Source organism: Streptomyces sp. NPDC034037, assembly GCF_055575715.1.
The window spans coordinates 148619-163373 of record NZ_JBVISC010000002.1 but is presented as its reverse complement, the minus strand read 5'-3'; the positions used below and the strand labels follow the sequence as shown (position 1 = coordinate 163373).

The 14755-nt window shown below is 72.4% G+C and carries 15 protein-coding genes; 2 read left to right on the top strand and 13 right to left on the bottom strand.

Features of this window, described 5'->3' with window-relative positions; genetic code table 11:
* Nucleotides 1-40: 40 nt before the first annotated feature.
* From ACZ516_RS06485 to acpS, 12 genes are all read right to left on the bottom strand, one after another.
* A complete protein-coding gene (locus ACZ516_RS06485) occupies nt 41-574 on the bottom strand; it encodes a flavin reductase family protein (RefSeq protein WP_469008833.1) in 534 nt (177 codons plus the stop codon).
* 11 nt (nt 575-585) lie between these two features.
* Nucleotides 586-1677: a 3-oxoacyl-ACP synthase III family protein gene (locus tag ACZ516_RS06480; protein ID WP_469008832.1), complete on the bottom strand. Its 1092-nt coding sequence runs from the start codon at nt 1675-1677 to the stop codon at nt 586-588.
* A gap of 14 nt (nt 1678-1691) precedes the next feature.
* On the bottom strand, nt 1692-2093 hold the full coding sequence (locus tag ACZ516_RS06475; RefSeq protein ID WP_358578289.1) for an acyl carrier protein: 402 nt from the start codon (nt 2091-2093) through the stop codon (nt 1692-1694).
* Nucleotides 2094-2198: 105 nt separating this feature from the next.
* Nucleotides 2199-2393 carry an acyl-CoA carboxylase epsilon subunit gene (locus ACZ516_RS06470; RefSeq protein WP_358578287.1) on the bottom strand — a complete coding sequence of 65 codons (195 nt, stop codon included), beginning with the start codon at nt 2391-2393 and terminating at the stop codon, nt 2199-2201.
* On the bottom strand, nt 2390-3994 hold the full coding sequence (locus ACZ516_RS06465; RefSeq protein WP_469008830.1) for an acyl-CoA carboxylase subunit beta: 1605 nt from the start codon (nt 3992-3994) through the stop codon (nt 2390-2392). Before ACZ516_RS06465 ends, ACZ516_RS06470 begins: the two co-directional genes overlap by 4 nt.
* Nucleotides 3991-4758, bottom strand: coding sequence for an SDR family NAD(P)-dependent oxidoreductase (locus tag ACZ516_RS06460; RefSeq protein WP_361083036.1), 768 nt, complete (start codon nt 4756-4758; stop codon nt 3991-3993). The genes ACZ516_RS06465 and ACZ516_RS06460 overlap by 4 nt, the downstream gene beginning before the upstream one ends.
* Entirely contained in the window at nt 4755-7172 is a 2418-nt protein-coding gene (locus ACZ516_RS06455; protein ID WP_469008829.1) for a beta-ketoacyl-[acyl-carrier-protein] synthase family protein, read from the bottom strand. The genes ACZ516_RS06460 and ACZ516_RS06455 overlap by 4 nt, the downstream gene beginning before the upstream one ends.
* A gap of 2 nt (nt 7173-7174) precedes the next feature.
* Entirely contained in the window at nt 7175-8470 is a 1296-nt protein-coding gene (locus ACZ516_RS06450) for a beta-ketoacyl-[acyl-carrier-protein] synthase family protein (RefSeq protein WP_361083032.1), read from the bottom strand.
* Complete coding sequence (locus ACZ516_RS06445) at nt 8467-8868, bottom strand: 3-hydroxyacyl-ACP dehydratase FabZ family protein (protein ID WP_469008827.1); 402 nt, start codon at nt 8866-8868, stop codon at nt 8467-8469. Before ACZ516_RS06445 ends, ACZ516_RS06450 begins: the two co-directional genes overlap by 4 nt.
* Entirely contained in the window at nt 8865-10199 is a 1335-nt protein-coding gene (locus ACZ516_RS06440) for a beta-ketoacyl-[acyl-carrier-protein] synthase family protein (protein WP_469008826.1), read from the bottom strand. Before ACZ516_RS06440 ends, ACZ516_RS06445 begins: the two co-directional genes overlap by 4 nt.
* 59 nt (nt 10200-10258) lie before the next feature.
* Nucleotides 10259-10720, bottom strand: coding sequence for a hotdog domain-containing protein (locus tag ACZ516_RS06435; protein WP_361083028.1), 462 nt, complete (start codon nt 10718-10720; stop codon nt 10259-10261).
* A 2-nt stretch (nt 10721-10722) separates the two neighbouring features.
* Nucleotides 10723-11112, bottom strand: coding sequence for a holo-ACP synthase (gene acpS / locus ACZ516_RS06430; protein ID WP_358578271.1), 390 nt, complete (start codon nt 11110-11112; stop codon nt 10723-10725).
* Between the two features lie 170 nt (nt 11113-11282).
* Here acpS and ACZ516_RS06425 point away from each other — a divergent pair, with 170 nt between their 5' ends.
* Nucleotides 11283-11978 carry a MerR family transcriptional regulator gene (locus ACZ516_RS06425; protein WP_469008823.1) on the top strand — a complete coding sequence of 232 codons (696 nt, stop codon included), beginning with the start codon at nt 11283-11285 and terminating at the stop codon, nt 11976-11978.
* 135 nt (nt 11979-12113) lie between these two features.
* Nucleotides 12114-13037 carry an APH(6)-I family aminoglycoside O-phosphotransferase gene (locus ACZ516_RS06420; RefSeq protein ID WP_469008822.1) on the top strand — a complete coding sequence of 308 codons (924 nt, stop codon included), beginning with the start codon at nt 12114-12116 and terminating at the stop codon, nt 13035-13037.
* Nucleotides 13038-13130: 93 nt separating this feature from the next.
* Here the strand turns inward: ACZ516_RS06420 and ACZ516_RS06415 are convergent, their stop codons facing one another.
* Nucleotides 13131-14735 (bottom strand): peroxidase family protein, encoded by a 1605-nt coding sequence (locus tag ACZ516_RS06415; RefSeq protein ID WP_469008821.1) that lies wholly within the window; start codon nt 14733-14735, stop codon nt 13131-13133.
* Between the last annotated feature and the right edge of the window lie 20 nt (nt 14736-14755).

The following is a 14755-nucleotide window of genomic DNA, read 5'->3' as shown; positions in this document are numbered from 1 at the left end:
TGGTCCGCGCCGGCCCCCTTTCGACCCGCGGCCGAGCGTGTCATCGCAGGGACAGGAACTGCCCTTGGTGGTAGACGAGCGGATCGGCCCGCTCGGCGAAGCCGATGCCGGTGACCTCTCCGATGAAGACGCTGTGGTCGCCCGCGGCGACCTCCTGGGCCACCCGGCACTCCAGATGGACGACGGCTCCCTCGAGCACCGGGACGCCCTTGTCACCGATGCGGTGCCGTACGCCGGCGAAGCCCGCGGCGCCCAGCGGCCGTCTCGACGAGGCGAACCAACTGGCCAGCTCTGACTGCTCGCGGCCCAGCACGTTCACGGTGAAGACACCGGTGGCGCCGATCGCCCGGGCCCCGCGCGAGGTGTGGGCCAGGCAGACCAGCAGCATCGGCGGTTCCAGGGAGACCGAGGCCAGCGAGGAGACGGTGGTCCCGTGCGGCCCGTCGGGGCCGCACGAGGTCACCACGGCCACACCGGTGAGGAACCTGCCCATGGCCTGCCGGAACCGTCCGGCGACCACCCCGCCGATGGTCGCTTCGGCCACGGTCGGCTGGGGGCCGGTAGGGGACGTCATGGCGATTCCCCTCAGCTCGCCGGAGCGGCCGCGGTCCAGTCCACGACGGCGCCCGCGTAGATCCACTTGGTGGACTCGACGCCGACCAGCATCAGCCGGTCGCCCGGCTTGACGCGGCCGGTGCGCCAGGCGTCGTCGAGGAAGAGCGGCACCGCGGCACAGCCCACGGCCCCCATGGTGGAGAGGCTGTCGAAGACCTTCCCGTCGAGCGCCTTCCACTCGGCGGTGTCCAACCCCAGCTCCTGGAGGGCGTCCAGCATCCAGCCGACATTGCCCTCGGGGATCAGGCACAGGTCGATGGACTCGACGTCCACCTTGCTGCGCCGCAGGGTGGCGCTGATCGCGTCGGTGACCATCACGGGTGTGAAGTCCCCGGCACCGACCACGTCGACCTTCAGGTCGACGAGCCGCTTGGCCTTGAGCTGCTCGTGGATCGGAGCGTGGGTGCCGCCGCCCACCGAGTGGATGCCGGCCTTGCGGTCGCCGCCGATGGCCTCCATCGCCGCGCCGAGCAGACCACCGGACCCGGCGGCCCCCTCGGCGCGCAGCACGATCGCCCCGGCGCCGTCGCCGAACATGTAGACCGGCATCCGGTCCCGCATCCGGATCTTGTACGGGTCCTTGCCGAGGAAGATCGGCGCCAGTACGGGAGAGATGGCCTCGCTCCCGATGACCAGCGCGGTCTTGTAGACGCCCGACTCCAGGTACATCCGGGCGACATCCAGGCCCTGGACGACCCCCGCGCCGCCCGAGCGGATCTCCAGCGTGGCGCAGCGCACCAGGCCCAGACGCTCCTGGACCATGTTGACCAGCGGCGGCAGCGGATAGTCCGGGGTACCGGTGGCCAGGATGATCAGATCGATGTCGCCGGGCTCCAGACCGGCCGAGTCCAGGGCCCGTACGGCGGCCTTGTGGGCCATGTCCGAGTTGTTCTCGCGGTGTTCGCCGGTGGCCGGGTCGATCATCCAGAAGCGGCGCTCGATGGAGAGGCCCTCGCGCACCTCGTCCGGCAGCGGCCCGACGAGGCGTGCGATCTCGTCGGTGGAGATCGGCTCACCGGGCTGATAGCCGCCGGTGCCGATGATGTGGACTGCTGCGGTCATCTGGTGTGTCCCCCTCAGACCGCGGCAAGCGCGGCGCGGTGCTCGACGAGCCCGACCAGGTTCTCGACGGTGAACAGGCCCATGACCTGGGTGGCCTGGAGCTTGCCGGCGAGTTCGTCGGTGTCGATCTGGGGCATGACCTTCTTCAGCTGGGCCAGGCCGACGGCGGAGACGATCTCGTTCTCGTCGCCGAACTCCTCGTCCGGTATGCCGCCCTGGACGTAGGCGGCCAGCTCCGCCGCCTGGATCTTGATGCCGAGCGAGCGCTCCAGGCGGAAGAGGATGTCGAGCAGATCGATCGACTCCGCGCCCAGGTCGTCCAGCAGGGTGGCCTCGGGTACGACCTCGTCGGTCTCGGCGCCCAGGGCGTCGATCACGGCTTCGGTCACGGCTTCGACGATGGTGTTGCGGTCCATGGATGGTCCTCCGGGACTCAGAGATTGCGGAACTGAGAGATGCAGGTGCGGCTTGGTGTTCTCGTACTGTCAGATCCGCCGGCGGGGACCGCGGATACACCGTGATCAGCGGGCCCAGGAAACGGGCGCCGCCGCCGGTGCGGAGCGCGGCACCGGCCAGGGGTCCGTGCGGCGCGCCGGCCTCGGGCGCGCGGGGGGCGCGGCCGGCGCCGTCGCCAGCCGGAGCGCCACCAGCACCGCGCACAGTTCCTCGGGGGTGGGGCGCCCGCTGACCACGGTCAGCTCCACGGGGCCGCTCACTGCGGCTGGTTCCCGTGCTTGCGCTCCACGAGCGGCACGTACTTGGCACGCAGCAGAGTCAGCGAGCGGATCAACACCGCCCGGGTGTCGCGTGGGTCGATGACGTCGTCGACCAGGCCGCGCTCCGCCGCGTAGTAGGGATGCATCAGGGTGCGTCGGTAGTCCTCGATCACCTCGGCACGCTCCGCCCGCGGGTCGTCGGCCGCGGCGATCCGCTTGCGGAAGACGACGTTGGCGGCGCCCTCCGCGCCCATCACCGCGATCTCGTTGGTGGGCCAGGCGAAGGACAGGTCGGTGCCGATGGAGCGGGAGTCCATCACGATGTACGCGCCCCCGTAGGCCTTGCGCACGATGACCTGGATGCGGGGGACGGTGGCATTGCAGTACGCGTACAGCAGTTTGGCGCCGTGCCGGATGATCCCGCCGCGTTCCTGATCGGCCCCCGGCAGAAAGCCCGGCACATCCACCAGCGTGACCAGCGGGATGTTGAAGGCGTCGCAGGTCTGCACGAACCGGGCGCCCTTCTCCGAGGAGTGGATGTCCAGCACGCCGGCCATCCGCATCGGCTGGTTGGCGATGACACCCACCGTGTGCCCGTCCAGCCGTGCCAGGGCGCAGACCAGACTGGTGCCCCAGCCCTCGTGCACCTCGAAGAAGTCGCCGTCGTCGACGATCTCCTCGATCACCCGGCGCATGTCGTACGCGGCCTGCGGGTCGACCGGGACGATGTCGAAGAGCGCGTCGCCCGGGCGGTCCGCCGGATCCTCGGGCACCTCCGCCGGCGGCATCTCCCGGTTGTTGGAGGGCAGTAGGGACAGCAGATGGCGCACGTCCTCGAAGCAGGACTCCTCGTCGTCGTGGGCGAACGCGGCGAGGCCGGAGACCTGGGCGTGCATGTCCGCGCCGCCCAGTTCGTCCTGGGTGAGCTTTTCGCCGGTGACGGCCTGGACCACGTCGGGCCCGGTCAGGAACATCTGCGAGGTGCCGCGCACCATGAAGACGAAGTCGGTCAGCGCGGGGGAGTAGGCGGCACCGCCCGCGCAGGGGCCGAGCACCACACTGATCTGCGGGATGCGTCCGGAGGCCCGGACGTTGCGGCTGAAGATCCCGCCGTATCCCGCGAGCGCGGTCACCCCCTCCTGGATGCGGGCCCCGGCCCCGTCGCACAGCGAGATCAGCGGGACGCCACTGGCCTCGGCCAGATCCATCACCTTGTGGATCTTCTGGGCGTGTGCCTCACCGAGCGCACCGCCGAACACCCTGAAGTCATGGGCGTACACCAGGACTTCCCGGCCGTGCACCCGGCCCCACCCGGCGACGACGCCGTCGCCGTGCGGGCGCCTGCGGTCCATGCCGAAGTCGGTGGCACGGTGTCGGCGCAGCGGCTCGATCTCGGTGAACGACCCCTTGTCCAGCAGGTGTTCGATCCGCTCCCGGACCGTCAGCTTGCCCTTGGCGCGCTGACGTTCGGTGGCGGCCGCGTCACCCGCGTACAGCTCCTCCTTGATGATCCGCAGTTCGTCCGCCCGCTGCTCCATCGTCTCGCGCGGCAGCTCGCCGGGGTCACCGGAGCGCAGCGCGGTCTCTTCGGGGCTGCTCATGGCCGCCCCAGACCCAGCGCGGTCATCGCGCCGCCGTCCACATTGACCAGCGAGCCGGTCATGTACGAGGACTCGGGGCCGCTCAGGAACCGGACCACGTCCGCTATCTGTTCGACCGCGCCGAAGTCGCGCATCGGGATCTGCTTCTTGATGGAGCGGCCGGTGGCGCCCTCCGTCAGGCCCGCGACCAGATCGGTGGGGGCGAAACCGGGCAGCACCGCGTTGACACGGATGCCGAAGCGCGCCGACTCCATGGCGCAGCAGCGGGTGAAGGCGTTCACCGCGCCCTTGGACGCGGCGTAGTTCGACTCGCCGACCCAGCCCCGCTCGCCCATGACGGAGGAGACATTGACGATGACGCCGGTGCCCTTGCTCATGAAGTGCGGCAGCACGGCCTTCGTGCAGTGGAAGACACCACCGAAGTTGACCTTCATGACGTCCAGCCAGTCGTCCATCCCCATGCTGAAGACGAGCGCGTCCTGGGCCACCCCGGCGTTGTTGACGAGGATGTCGAGGCCGCCGAGGTCGTCGATGCTCTGACGGACCATCTCCTCGGCGGCGGCAGGGACCGCCACGTCGCCGTGCACGGTGATCGCGCGCCCACCTCCCGCCTCGATCTCGCGGGCCAGCTCCTTGGCCGGGCCCTCGGAGCTGCGGTAGTTGATGGCGACAGCGGCGCCGTCGGCGGCCAGCCGGCGGCAGACGGCGGCACCGATGCCCCGTGCACCGCCGGTGACCAGGGCGACCTGTCCTTGGAGCTTCATCGGGCTTCTCCAGATGTCGTAGTGGTACGGCGTTCCTCCGCGCCGCAGCGCGCGGCCAGCGACACATGGGAGCCGCCGAGCGAGGAACTGTTCAGCAGCACCGGGCGGCGGTCGAAGCGGCCCTGGTGCAGGGCGAGCGCCAGCGTCAGCGCCCCGCCGACGCCCATCGGCTCGCCGAGGACGGTCTTCGGCGCGTGCAGCCGCGGGACCTTGTAGGGGTGGAACAGCCGCCGCACGGCCCGGCTCTCGGCGGTGTCGGCGGCGCTCAGCCCCGCCGAGGCGAGCCAGACGGCGTCCACCCCGGTCGGGGCCAGACCGGAGTCCTCCAGGGCCGCGCGCATGGCACGCTCCAGACCCCGGCCGCGCGCGTCCCAGAGCCGCGCCCGGCTGGCGTCGGACGCCATGCCGTGCCCCAGCAGCTCGCCGAGAAGGGTGGTGCCGCGCGCGATGGCCGCCGAGCGCCGCTCCAACACGAAGGCGACACTGCCCTCGGCGAGCGTGAACCGCCCGTCGGCCGCCTCGCCCGGCCTGCGCCCGGAGGCCGCGCCGAGGGCCGTGTAGGCCCGGCCCACCTGGTCGGTCAGCGTGTCGGTGACCGTGCACACCAGGGCATCGGCGTGTCCGGCCGCCAGCAGATCGGCGCTATAGGCGAGCGCGGCGGCGCCGGTGGCGTGGCCGACCGAGAGCGTCGACGTCGGGCCGCGCAGCCCGAGATGGAGCGCGACCTGCCCGGCCGCCTGGTTGTAGACGGTGTTCGGGAAGACGGACGGGTCGGCGGCCGCGGGCCCCTCGGCGAGCAGCGGGGCGGTGAACTTCTCCATCGCCTCCATCGGTCCCGTACCGGTGCCGAAGATGACGCCGAGCGCCTCGGCCGCCGCGCTGCCGGGCTCGAAGCCCGCGTCCGCGAGGGCTCTGGCGGTGGCGGCGACGGAGAACTGGGCGAGCCGGTCCATCCGGCGCCGCTCTCGCTTGGTCAGATAGGGGCCGGGGTCGAAGTCGACCCGGCTGCGGCGCAGTCCGTCCTCCCACTCGACCGGGCACTGGCCGCGGGTGTACGCCGACCAGACCTCGGCCGCCGTGGAGCCGGCCGGGTTGAGCAGTCCGACACCGGTGATGACCACGCGGTCGGTGTGCGGCCGCGGCGGGCGGTGGCCGTCCGCCGTCCTGGTCAGCACCAGGGAGGCGTTGGCACCGCCGAAGGCGAAGTTGTTGGAGAGCGCGGCACCGGTGTCCAAAGGCCTGGCGCGGCCCGGGACGTAGTCGAGCGGGCACTGGGGATCCGGCGTGCGGTAGCCGGCGGTGGGCGGCGCCACCTGGTCGGCCAGCGCCCGCGCCGTCACGATGGCCTCGGCCGCCCCGGCGGCGCCGAGCATGTGGCCGATCATGGACTTGGTGCTGGAGACCGGGGTACGGGCCGCCTGCTCCTCGCCGAGCGCGCGCCGGATGGCGTTGGTCTCGGCCGGGTCGTTCTTGGGGGTGCCGGTGCCGTGTCCGTTGACGTAGCCGATCTGCTCCGGGCCGATGCCGGAGAGCCGCAGCGCCGACTCGATGGCCCTGGCCGCGCCCCGGCCCTCGGGGTGCGGGGCGGTGGAGTGGAAGCCGTCGGCGGACAGGCCGTAGCCGGCGATGTCGGCGACGGCGGTCAGCCCGTGCTCACGGGCGAAGCCGGCGCGCACCAGGACGACCATGCCGCTGCCCTCGCCGAGCGAGAGTCCCTGCCGGCCCGCGTCATAAGGCGTGGCGGACTCGGGCGACAGCGACTGGAGCGCGTTGAACCCGGCGAAGCAGACGTCCGAGAAGGCGTCACTGCCGCCGGCGAGCACGGCATCGGCCCGGCCCGCGCGCAGCAGATCGGCGGCCAGCCCGATCGCATTGGCACCCGAGGCGCACGCGGTGTTCACGGCGAGCACCGGGCCCCGCAGCCGGAACGCCGCGCCCACCGACTCGGCCAGCGCCTGCGGCGTCACCAGCAACGCCAGCTCCGGGTCGGGGACTTCACCGTCCCGTACGGCTCTCAGCCACTCCCGTCCCGCGAGCAGCCCGGCATTGCAGGTGCCGAGCACCACACCGAACCGCTCGGGGGCCACCAGCCCGGTGGGCAGCGCCGCCATGGCCTCCTCTGCGGCCACCAGGGCGAGCTCGATCGAGCGCTCGCGGAAGCCCGCCGGATGCCGGTAGCCGCGCGAGGGCTCCACCGGATCGGTCACCTCGCCGCCGAGCTTGGTGTCGAGCCCGTTCATCTCCATGGCCTGTACGGGGCGGATGCCGACCTGCCCCTGCCGCGCACCGTCCCACAGGTGCCGGGCGGTGGGGCCCAGCGCCGAGATCGCGCCCACGCCCACCACGGTCACACCGCTGCTGCCGTGCTGTGGTGTGCTGTCGTGCTGTGGTGTGCTGTCGTGCTGTGGTTCCATCGTCAGTTCCCCCTCTGAGCCTGCTCGGTGGGGGCGCTCAGTACGAGCGCCGTCTGCTGCCCCTCGAGCCCGCGGCCGATCGCCACGGTGTGCCGCACCCGCGCCTCGCGGGCCTGCCTGCTCACCCAGTCCATCCCCGCGCACTGCGGGTCCAGCCGGTCGAGGCCGAGCGTCGGCGGCAGGGCCGAGCCGTCGACGGCCATCGCGCAGACCGCCGCGTTGAGCGCCCCCGCGCCCGCGACGAGGTGCCCGGTCGCCGGCTTGACGCTGCCCGCCGCCGTGGCGGAGCCGTGGCCGAAGACCCGGGTCAGCGCCCGGGCCTCGGTGCGGTCGCCGAGCCGCGTCGCGCACCCGTGGGTGGCCACGTAGTCGACGTCGCCGGCGTCGACCCCGGCCTCACGCAGCGCCCGCCCCACCGCGGCGGCCAGTGGCTCGCCGTCCGGGTGCGGGGTGACCAGGTCGGGGTCCTGGGTCGCGCCGAAGCCGCCGATCTCCGCGTACACATGGGCGCCGCGGCGCCGTGCGGACTCCCGCTCCTCGAGGACCAGGAAGGCCGAGCCCTCACCCAGCACCGAGCCACTGCGCTCCACGTCGTACGGACGGAAGGCGCCCGCCTCATTGCGGGGGGTGAGCACCCCGAGGCCGTCCATCTTGGACATCACCCACCAGGACGCGGCGTCGTCGAAGCCGCCGGCGATCACCACGTCGGACTCCCCGCGGCGGATCGAGCGGAAGCCGCGGGCGAGCGCCGTCACTCCGACGTCGGCGGTGCCGTGGTAGTAGGAGTTGGCGCCCTTGAAGCCGTGGGCATGGGAGAGGTGGAAGAGCGAGGCGGACTGCAGGCCCTCCACGAAGTACAGCGGGTAGAAGGCGGACGAGGCGCGCTCGCCGAGCTGCCGCAGATCCGCCCGGCCGTCCTCGCGGCGGCCCGCCAGGCTGCCGTTCAGCAGATGCTCCGGGTTGGAGATCTCCTTGTTGCCGCCGACGAACACCCCGGCCCGCTCCGGGTCGTACCCCGCCTCCGCGAGATCCAGCCCGGCGTCCTCGACCGCGAGCGCCGCGCCCGCGATGGCGAGCTGGTCGTTGCGCGTGGTCATCCGCAGGGACTTGCGGGGGGCGTACCGCGTGGGCTCGAAGTCCGCCAGTTCGGCGGCGACCCGGGTGGTCAGCGAAGAGGGGTCGTACCCCTGGATCGGTCCGATGCCGCTGCGTCCGTCGAGCAGCGCCTTCCACGTCTCGCCCCGGCCCTCACCGAGGGCGGTGAGCACTCCGATGCCGGTGACGGCCACCCGCCTCATGCCGCCACCTCGCTCTTGTCCGGCTCGGCCAGCTTGTCCAGGCGGAGCCCGCGTACGGTGGTGATGTCCCGGCCGGCCACGCTGACCCGCGCCTTGACGGTGACGGACGACGCGGTCGCCTCGATCACCTCGACGCTGATCTCCAGCCGGTCTCCGGGCTCGGCGAAATGGCGGTAGCGCACCCGCCGCGCCGCGCCGAGCGCCCAGCGGAAACCCTCGGGCAGCTCGGGAGCGGCGAGCCGGGCGGCCCGGACGATGTCGTCCAGGATCAGCACACCGGGCAGGACCGGGAACCGGGGGAAGTGCGTGGCGAACACCTGCAGGGTGCCCGGGACGTTCCGGGCGGCGACGGCGCGCTCGCCCTTCACCACATCGAGGATCTCGTCGAACGCTGTCATGCTGCCCTTCTTTCGCTCGGAGCCGCACTCGGCCCGTCCGCCGGCCGGCCGCTTCGTCCGTCGTCCGCTCCTCGGCCCGCTCCGGACGCGGCCGCGGCCCTGACCACGAAGCAGGCGTTGGTGCCGCCGAACGCGAAGGCGTTGACCAGGGCGGCGCGCACCGGGCGGCGCACGGCCCGGTTCGGCACGTAGTCGAGACGGAGCCGGGGGTCGGGGCGGTCGAGGTTGATGGTCGGCGGCACCAGGCCCTCGCGCAGGGCGCCGAGCGCGGCGATCAGATTGACCCCGGCCGCCGCCGAAGTGAGGTGCCCCGTCATGGACTTGGGGGAACTCACGCACAGCTCGCGGGCGTGTTCCCCGAAGAGCTTCTCGATGGCGAGGGTCTCGCTGGCGTCATTGCCGGGCGTGGAGGTTCCGTGCGCCGCGATGTAGTCGATGCCTTCCGTGCCGAGGCCCGACTGCGCCACCGCGTCGCGCATCGCGGAGATCGCGCCGCCGCCGTCCGGCGGTGAGTCGGTGATCCTGTACGCGTTCAACGACGTTCCGTAGCCGACGATTTCGCCGTGGATGCGGGCACCGCGCGCCACCGCGCTGTCCCAGTCCTCCAGGGCCGCGATGACCGCGCCCTCACCGAGGACGAAGCCCGAACGGTCGGAGTCGAAGGGGCGCGAGGCCCGCTCGGGCCGGTCGTTCCAGCGGTCGGTGATCGCGCCGAGCAGCGAGAAGCCGAGGACGTCCATCCAGGTCGTCAGCGCGTCGAAGCCGCCGGTGAGCATCTGCGCGCACTCGCCCTCCTGGATACGGCGGTACGCCTCGCCGATCGCATGCGCGGCGCCCGCGCAGGCGGTGGAGACGCTCACCATCGGGCCGCGGCAGTTCCCGGCCCCGGCGACCGCGGCGACTCCCACGTTCTGATTGCGCAGCAGCACGTCGCCGGGGGCCTGCCGGTACAGGTCGTGGAAGCCGCTCGTGCTCAACTGGTGCGACATGTCGACCAGTTCCTGGAGCGCGGGCCTGCCGACCGTGCCGGCCACGACCACCCCCCGGTCGTGGGGATCGGTGGCGTCCCAGCCCTCGCCCGCGTCGGCCACCGCTTCCTGGGCCGCGGCGAGTGCGAACAGCGCGGCGCGCGAGAGATGGCGCCGCTGCCTGGCGGGTGCCACCCTCCCCGGGTCGAAGTCCTTGACCTGTCCGGCGATCCGCACCGGGAAGGTCGAGGCGTCGAAGGTCTCCAGAGCACTCACGCCGCTGCGGCCCTCGGCGAGCCCCTGCCAAGTGCTCGCGGCGGTGTTGCCGAGCGGGGTGACGGCGCCGACGCCGGTGATGGCCACCCGCCGCACCGGCTCCGCCCGATTCGTCGTTGCCGCCGGGCCAGCCGGCCGTGTCCGGTTCATCGGCGCTCACCGCCGGCCGGCACCCGGGTGAGCCGCTCCATCGTCCGCCGCGTGTCCTCGGGGTCCTCCAGGTCCTCCGCGGGCAGCAGGGCGCACATCACGGCCTCGGCTTTCATCACCGTCCTGCCGTCCACCGACGCGGTGCCGGTGAGGACCGCCGTCTCGTCGCCCATGGACTCGACCGTCCCCTCCAGGATCAGGGTGTCCCCGGGGCGTACCGGCTCGTGGAAGGAGACCTCGTCGACCGAGAGGAGCGCGGCGCGGCGCCGCACCCCGGTGGTGGCGATGATCAGCCAGGTCCCGGCCTGGCAGAGGGCTTCCAGGATCAGCGGCTCGGGCATCTGGGGGCCCCTGCCCTCGTCCCGCCAGAAGTCCTCCAGCCACGAGGTCACTTTGCGGGCCCGGATGGCGCGCCCCGCATCCCAGGTGTCGATTCGGTCGATCAGATGGAAACGCATCGTCATCCTTCGTCTAGGAACATCACGGCGTGGGCGATGGCGTACGCCCCGCTGTGCGAGAGCGAGACCTCGACCGAGGCGGCCCCGGCCTTCGCCGCCCGGTCCCCGGCGCCGCCGGACAGCCGCACGCGGGGGCGCCCGAGCGGGGTGTTGACCACCTCCACGTCGGTCCAGCGGGTGCCGGGACCGAGCCCGGTGCCGAGCGCCTTCAGGACGGCTTCCTTGGCGGCGAAGCGTGCCGCCAGAGAAGCGAGGCGGTTGCGTTTGCCGGCGCAGTAGGCGCGCTCACGCCCGGTGAAGATGTCCTCTTCCGCGGCGGGATTGTCCGCCAGCAGCCTGCGGATCCGGTCCACTTCGACCAGATCCACCCCGACCGCGATCCGTGTCGCCACGCCACCCATCCCCCGTCAGTTGTTCCGTTCCGGCACTGCCCCTGAGAGATCCGGGCCGGGACGCCGCGGATACATCGGTGTACGGGTGTATCCAGGGCACGTGGTGGGCGATCTGTGGTGCGTGATGTGTGGTGGGGGAGTGAAGTCGCGGACGGGCGGGGGCGGGGTCGATGCGCATCGGCGAATTCAGCAGACGGGTCGGTGTGCCGATTCCGACGATCAAGTACTACCTCCGGCAGGGCCTGCTTCCCCCGGGCGTCCTGACCAGCCCCAACCAGGCCTCGTACGGCCCCCGTCACGAGCACCGGCTCCGGCTCGTACGCGCGCTGAGCGAGCTGGGCGGTGTCCCGCTGGCCCGGGTACGGGCGGTCCTGAAAGCGATGACGGAGCCGGACCCGTCGCCGCTCGGGGTGCTTCGCGCGCTACGGGAGCAGGACAGCGGGCCGGACCGCGAGCGGAAGCCGGTTCCGGGGCATCACCCCGAGCCCGAGCCCGAGCCCGAGCCCGAGCCCGACCCCCACCCCGACGCCGGTCCCGAGCACGACCGGTCCCGGGCGGTGGTCCTGGAGACCTTCACCCGCCGTGGATGGCGTACCTCCCCGGACGCCTCCGACGTACGGAAGCTGACCACCGCCGTCCTTGCCGCCCGGCGGCTGGGGCACGCGGACCTGGCGACGGCGGCCCTGGACGCGTACGCGGACGCCGGTGAGCGGACCGCCCGCGTGGAGGCCCGGTACATAGCCGAGGGCCGCGACCCGCGGCAACGGGCGGAGCGGGCGGTGATGGCCGCGCTCCTCGGCGAGGCCCTCCAAGCCTCGGTCCGCAGACTGGCGCTGGAGGAGGCCGTACGTGCCCCCACCCGGTAACCGCGCAGCACATCTCGCCGGCCACGCCCGACGCCGAGGCCGAGGCCGAGGCCGCCGACGGTCACCCACCCGGCTTCGGCACCGAGATTCGATAGGTTGCGCGGAAAGCACCCGCACCCTCCCGAGGACGTCGAGATGAGCAGGGCAAGACTGGTCGAGATCCCGGAAGCCCTGGCGTCGTCGTACGCCCACGCCTTCGGTGAGGAGGGGCAGGGCTGGACCGCCGCCCTGCCCGCGTTGGTGGCGGACTTACTGGACCGCTGGGCGCTGACGACGGACGGCGCACCCGCGTCGGGGGAGGCCTCGCTGGTGCTGCCGGTGCTGCGCGCCGACGGCACCCGCGCCGTCCTCAAGCTGCAGACACCCCGCGAGGAGACCTCCGCCGCCATCACAGGGCTGCACATCTGGAACGGCCGCGGAATCGTGCGGCTGCTCGACCACGACCCGCAGAGCAGCACCATGCTCCTGGAGCGGCTGGACGCGTCCCGTTCGCTGGCCTCGGTCGAGGACGACGACGCCGCCATGGGCGTACTCGCCGGGCTGCTGGCCCGGTTGGTGTCCGTCCCCGCGCCGCAGGGGCTGCGCTGCCTCGGTGACATCGCCGAGGCCATACTGGAAGAGGCACCGCGCGCGGCGGCGGCGCTGGCCGACCCGACCGACCGGCGGCTCCTGAACCACTGGGCGTCGGCGGTGGCCGAACTGGCCGGCGACCCCGGTGACCGGATGCTGCACTGGGACCTGCACTACGGCAACGTCCTCGCCGCTGAGCGTGAGCCCTGGCTCGCCATTGACCCGGAACCGCTCGCCGGCGACCCCGGCTTCGACCTGTGGCCCGCCCTGGACAGCCGGTGGGACGACATCGCGCCACAAGGGGACATGACGCGCGTCGTGCGCCGCCGCTTCGACCTGCTGACCGAAGCCCTGGGTCTGGACCGGGCGTGCGCGGCCGGCTGGACGTACGGCAGGCTGCTGCAGAACGCCCTGTGGGACATCGAGGACGGCCGCACCGCCCTCGACCCGGCCGCCGTCACCCTCTCCGAGGCGCTGCGGAACCACTGACCCCGGCCGCACCCGGGCCCGTGCACCTCGGATGAACCGGTGTATCAGCGGCCGGCCTGCCCCCCACCGGGCCGGTCCTCCCCCTGACCGCGCCTACCCCCTGACGCCCGGCGCCCGCTTCGTGCCGAGGGACACCAGATACCGCCCGTCGTCCTCCGGCAGGTTGCGGTGGACGACGTCGGAGAGCGAGCGGGTGGCGCGCAGGATCGCCAGGCCCTCCGCGGAGAAGGTCTGCGCGGTGAAGAGCCGCGGTGACAGCAGCGGGTTCGTCAGGGCCTCGGAGAACGAGTCGATGCCGATGATCCGCCCGAGCAGATTGCCGAAGAGGCTGCCGTGCCGGGCGTCCTCGGCGAAGAGGCCGACGTACAGGTCCAGGTCGTCGACACCGCCGTACATCTCGTGCAGCGCCTCGCGCACCACCGGGTCGCCCGACACCTGCCGCAGATCGCTCACGCGGGGAAAGCCGAAGTGCTCGCGGTAGTCGTTGTACGAGGCCACGTCCAGCTCGCGGCCGACCTCGACGCTGCGGGCCTCGATGGGCAGCAGCAGCGGATCGGTGTTGAACAGGCTCATGCGCCCGGCCGGCTGCCGGGAGAGGTCGTCGAACAGGGGGCCCATGCCCCGCTCCTCGACGATCCGGCCGTTGGCGAGCGTATGGAGCAGGGGAACGTCCCGGCCGGCGATGCGGTACGTCGACGGGATCAGGCTGTGCCAGCGGTACACCAGGCTGAACTCGATGGTCGACCAGTTCTCCCGGTGCCAGCTCGAGCGGACCGTCCGTGTCGGGTCCAGGACGAAGCGGAAGTGGAACGGGGTCAGGTGGTTGATGTACTCCTCCAGGACCAGCCGGATCGTCATCACCACCAGGATGTTGCGGGTGGTCTGGAAGACCCGCTCGTCGTCCCAGGCGGGGTACGCGCGCGCCAGCAGCCCCGCGATCCTGTTGTGCTCGCGCAGGAACAGCACGTTGACGAGCATCGGGCCGATGTGGGCGTGCGCCCGGTCCCCACCGGTCGCGAAGACGGTGTCGCGCAACGGCTCCGGCACGTCCTCCCAACGCACCGGCTTGAGGAGTTCGAACTCCTTCTTGATGCGTCCCTGGTCGCACAGCAGCGGCGGGAACTCGCCGCCGCCGACCGTGCGGCTCTTCAGCCGGCCGCCCTCGAACTCCCGCAGACACGCCGTCACCTGCTCGGACGCGCCGTACAGCTGCACCAGGTCGATGGTGTGCGGCGAGTCGGTGCGCCGAGGATCACCGCCCAGACCGTGCCCCCGCAGGAAGCCGTCCGTGAACCACTGGGCGAAGGCGGGCAGCAGGGCGGTCGACCGGGGGCACAGCTGCCCCGGCCCCGCCCTGCGGAAGAGTTCGGCCGCCCGCTGCGGTGCCGGTCGCCCCGGGTGCGGGGAGGTGTCCGGGGGCAGGTGCCGGCCGACGTACGAGCGGTCCGTCAGCGAGGGCCATGACGTGTACGGCGCCATGGTGCTGAGCGGGTTGGGCCGGGGCGGGGCCTTGAGGACGGCGACGTCGGTGAGCAGGGCGTTGGTCTTGAGGTGCAGCCACCGGTTGCCCTGCACCGCCCGCCACAGCGGCGCGTAATGGGTGAGGACGTGGGCCTCGACGCGGTTGCGCAGGCCGTCCCGGGAGGGATCACGGTCGTCTTCGCCCGGCGTTCGGCTCCGGCGCGGGATGGTGGTCATCTGGTGCCTGCTCTCCGGTC

Excerpts from the sequence above, each read along its gene's own strand:
- ACZ516_RS06475 (WP_358578289.1), bottom strand. The coding sequence starts at position 2,093 with ATGGACCGCAACACCATCGTCGAAGCCGTGACCGAAGCCGTGATCGAC.
- ACZ516_RS06465 (WP_469008830.1), bottom strand. The coding sequence starts at position 3,994 with ATGAGCAGCCCCGAAGAGACCGCGCTGCGCTCCGGTGACCCCGGCGAG.
- ACZ516_RS06425 (WP_469008823.1), top strand. The coding sequence starts at position 11,283 with ATGCGCATCGGCGAATTCAGCAGACGGGTCGGTGTGCCGATTCCGACG.
- ACZ516_RS06455 (WP_469008829.1), bottom strand. The coding sequence starts at position 7,172 with ATGGAACCACAGCACGACAGCACACCACAGCACGACAGCACACCACAG.
- ACZ516_RS06415 (WP_469008821.1), bottom strand. The coding sequence starts at position 14,735 with ATGACCACCATCCCGCGCCGGAGCCGAACGCCGGGCGAAGACGACCGT.
- ACZ516_RS06445 (WP_469008827.1), bottom strand. The coding sequence starts at position 8,868 with ATGACAGCGTTCGACGAGATCCTCGATGTGGTGAAGGGCGAGCGCGCC.
- ACZ516_RS06420 (WP_469008822.1), top strand. The coding sequence starts at position 12,114 with ATGAGCAGGGCAAGACTGGTCGAGATCCCGGAAGCCCTGGCGTCGTCG.
- ACZ516_RS06435 (WP_361083028.1), bottom strand. The coding sequence starts at position 10,720 with ATGCGTTTCCATCTGATCGACCGAATCGACACCTGGGATGCGGGGCGC.
- ACZ516_RS06480 (WP_469008832.1), bottom strand. The coding sequence starts at position 1,677 with ATGACCGCAGCAGTCCACATCATCGGCACCGGCGGCTATCAGCCCGGT.
- ACZ516_RS06460 (WP_361083036.1), bottom strand. The coding sequence starts at position 4,758 with ATGAAGCTCCAAGGACAGGTCGCCCTGGTCACCGGCGGTGCACGGGGC.
- ACZ516_RS06485 (WP_469008833.1), bottom strand. The coding sequence starts at position 574 with ATGACGTCCCCTACCGGCCCCCAGCCGACCGTGGCCGAAGCGACCATC.
- ACZ516_RS06450 (WP_361083032.1), bottom strand. The coding sequence starts at position 8,470 with ATGAGGCGGGTGGCCGTCACCGGCATCGGAGTGCTCACCGCCCTCGGT.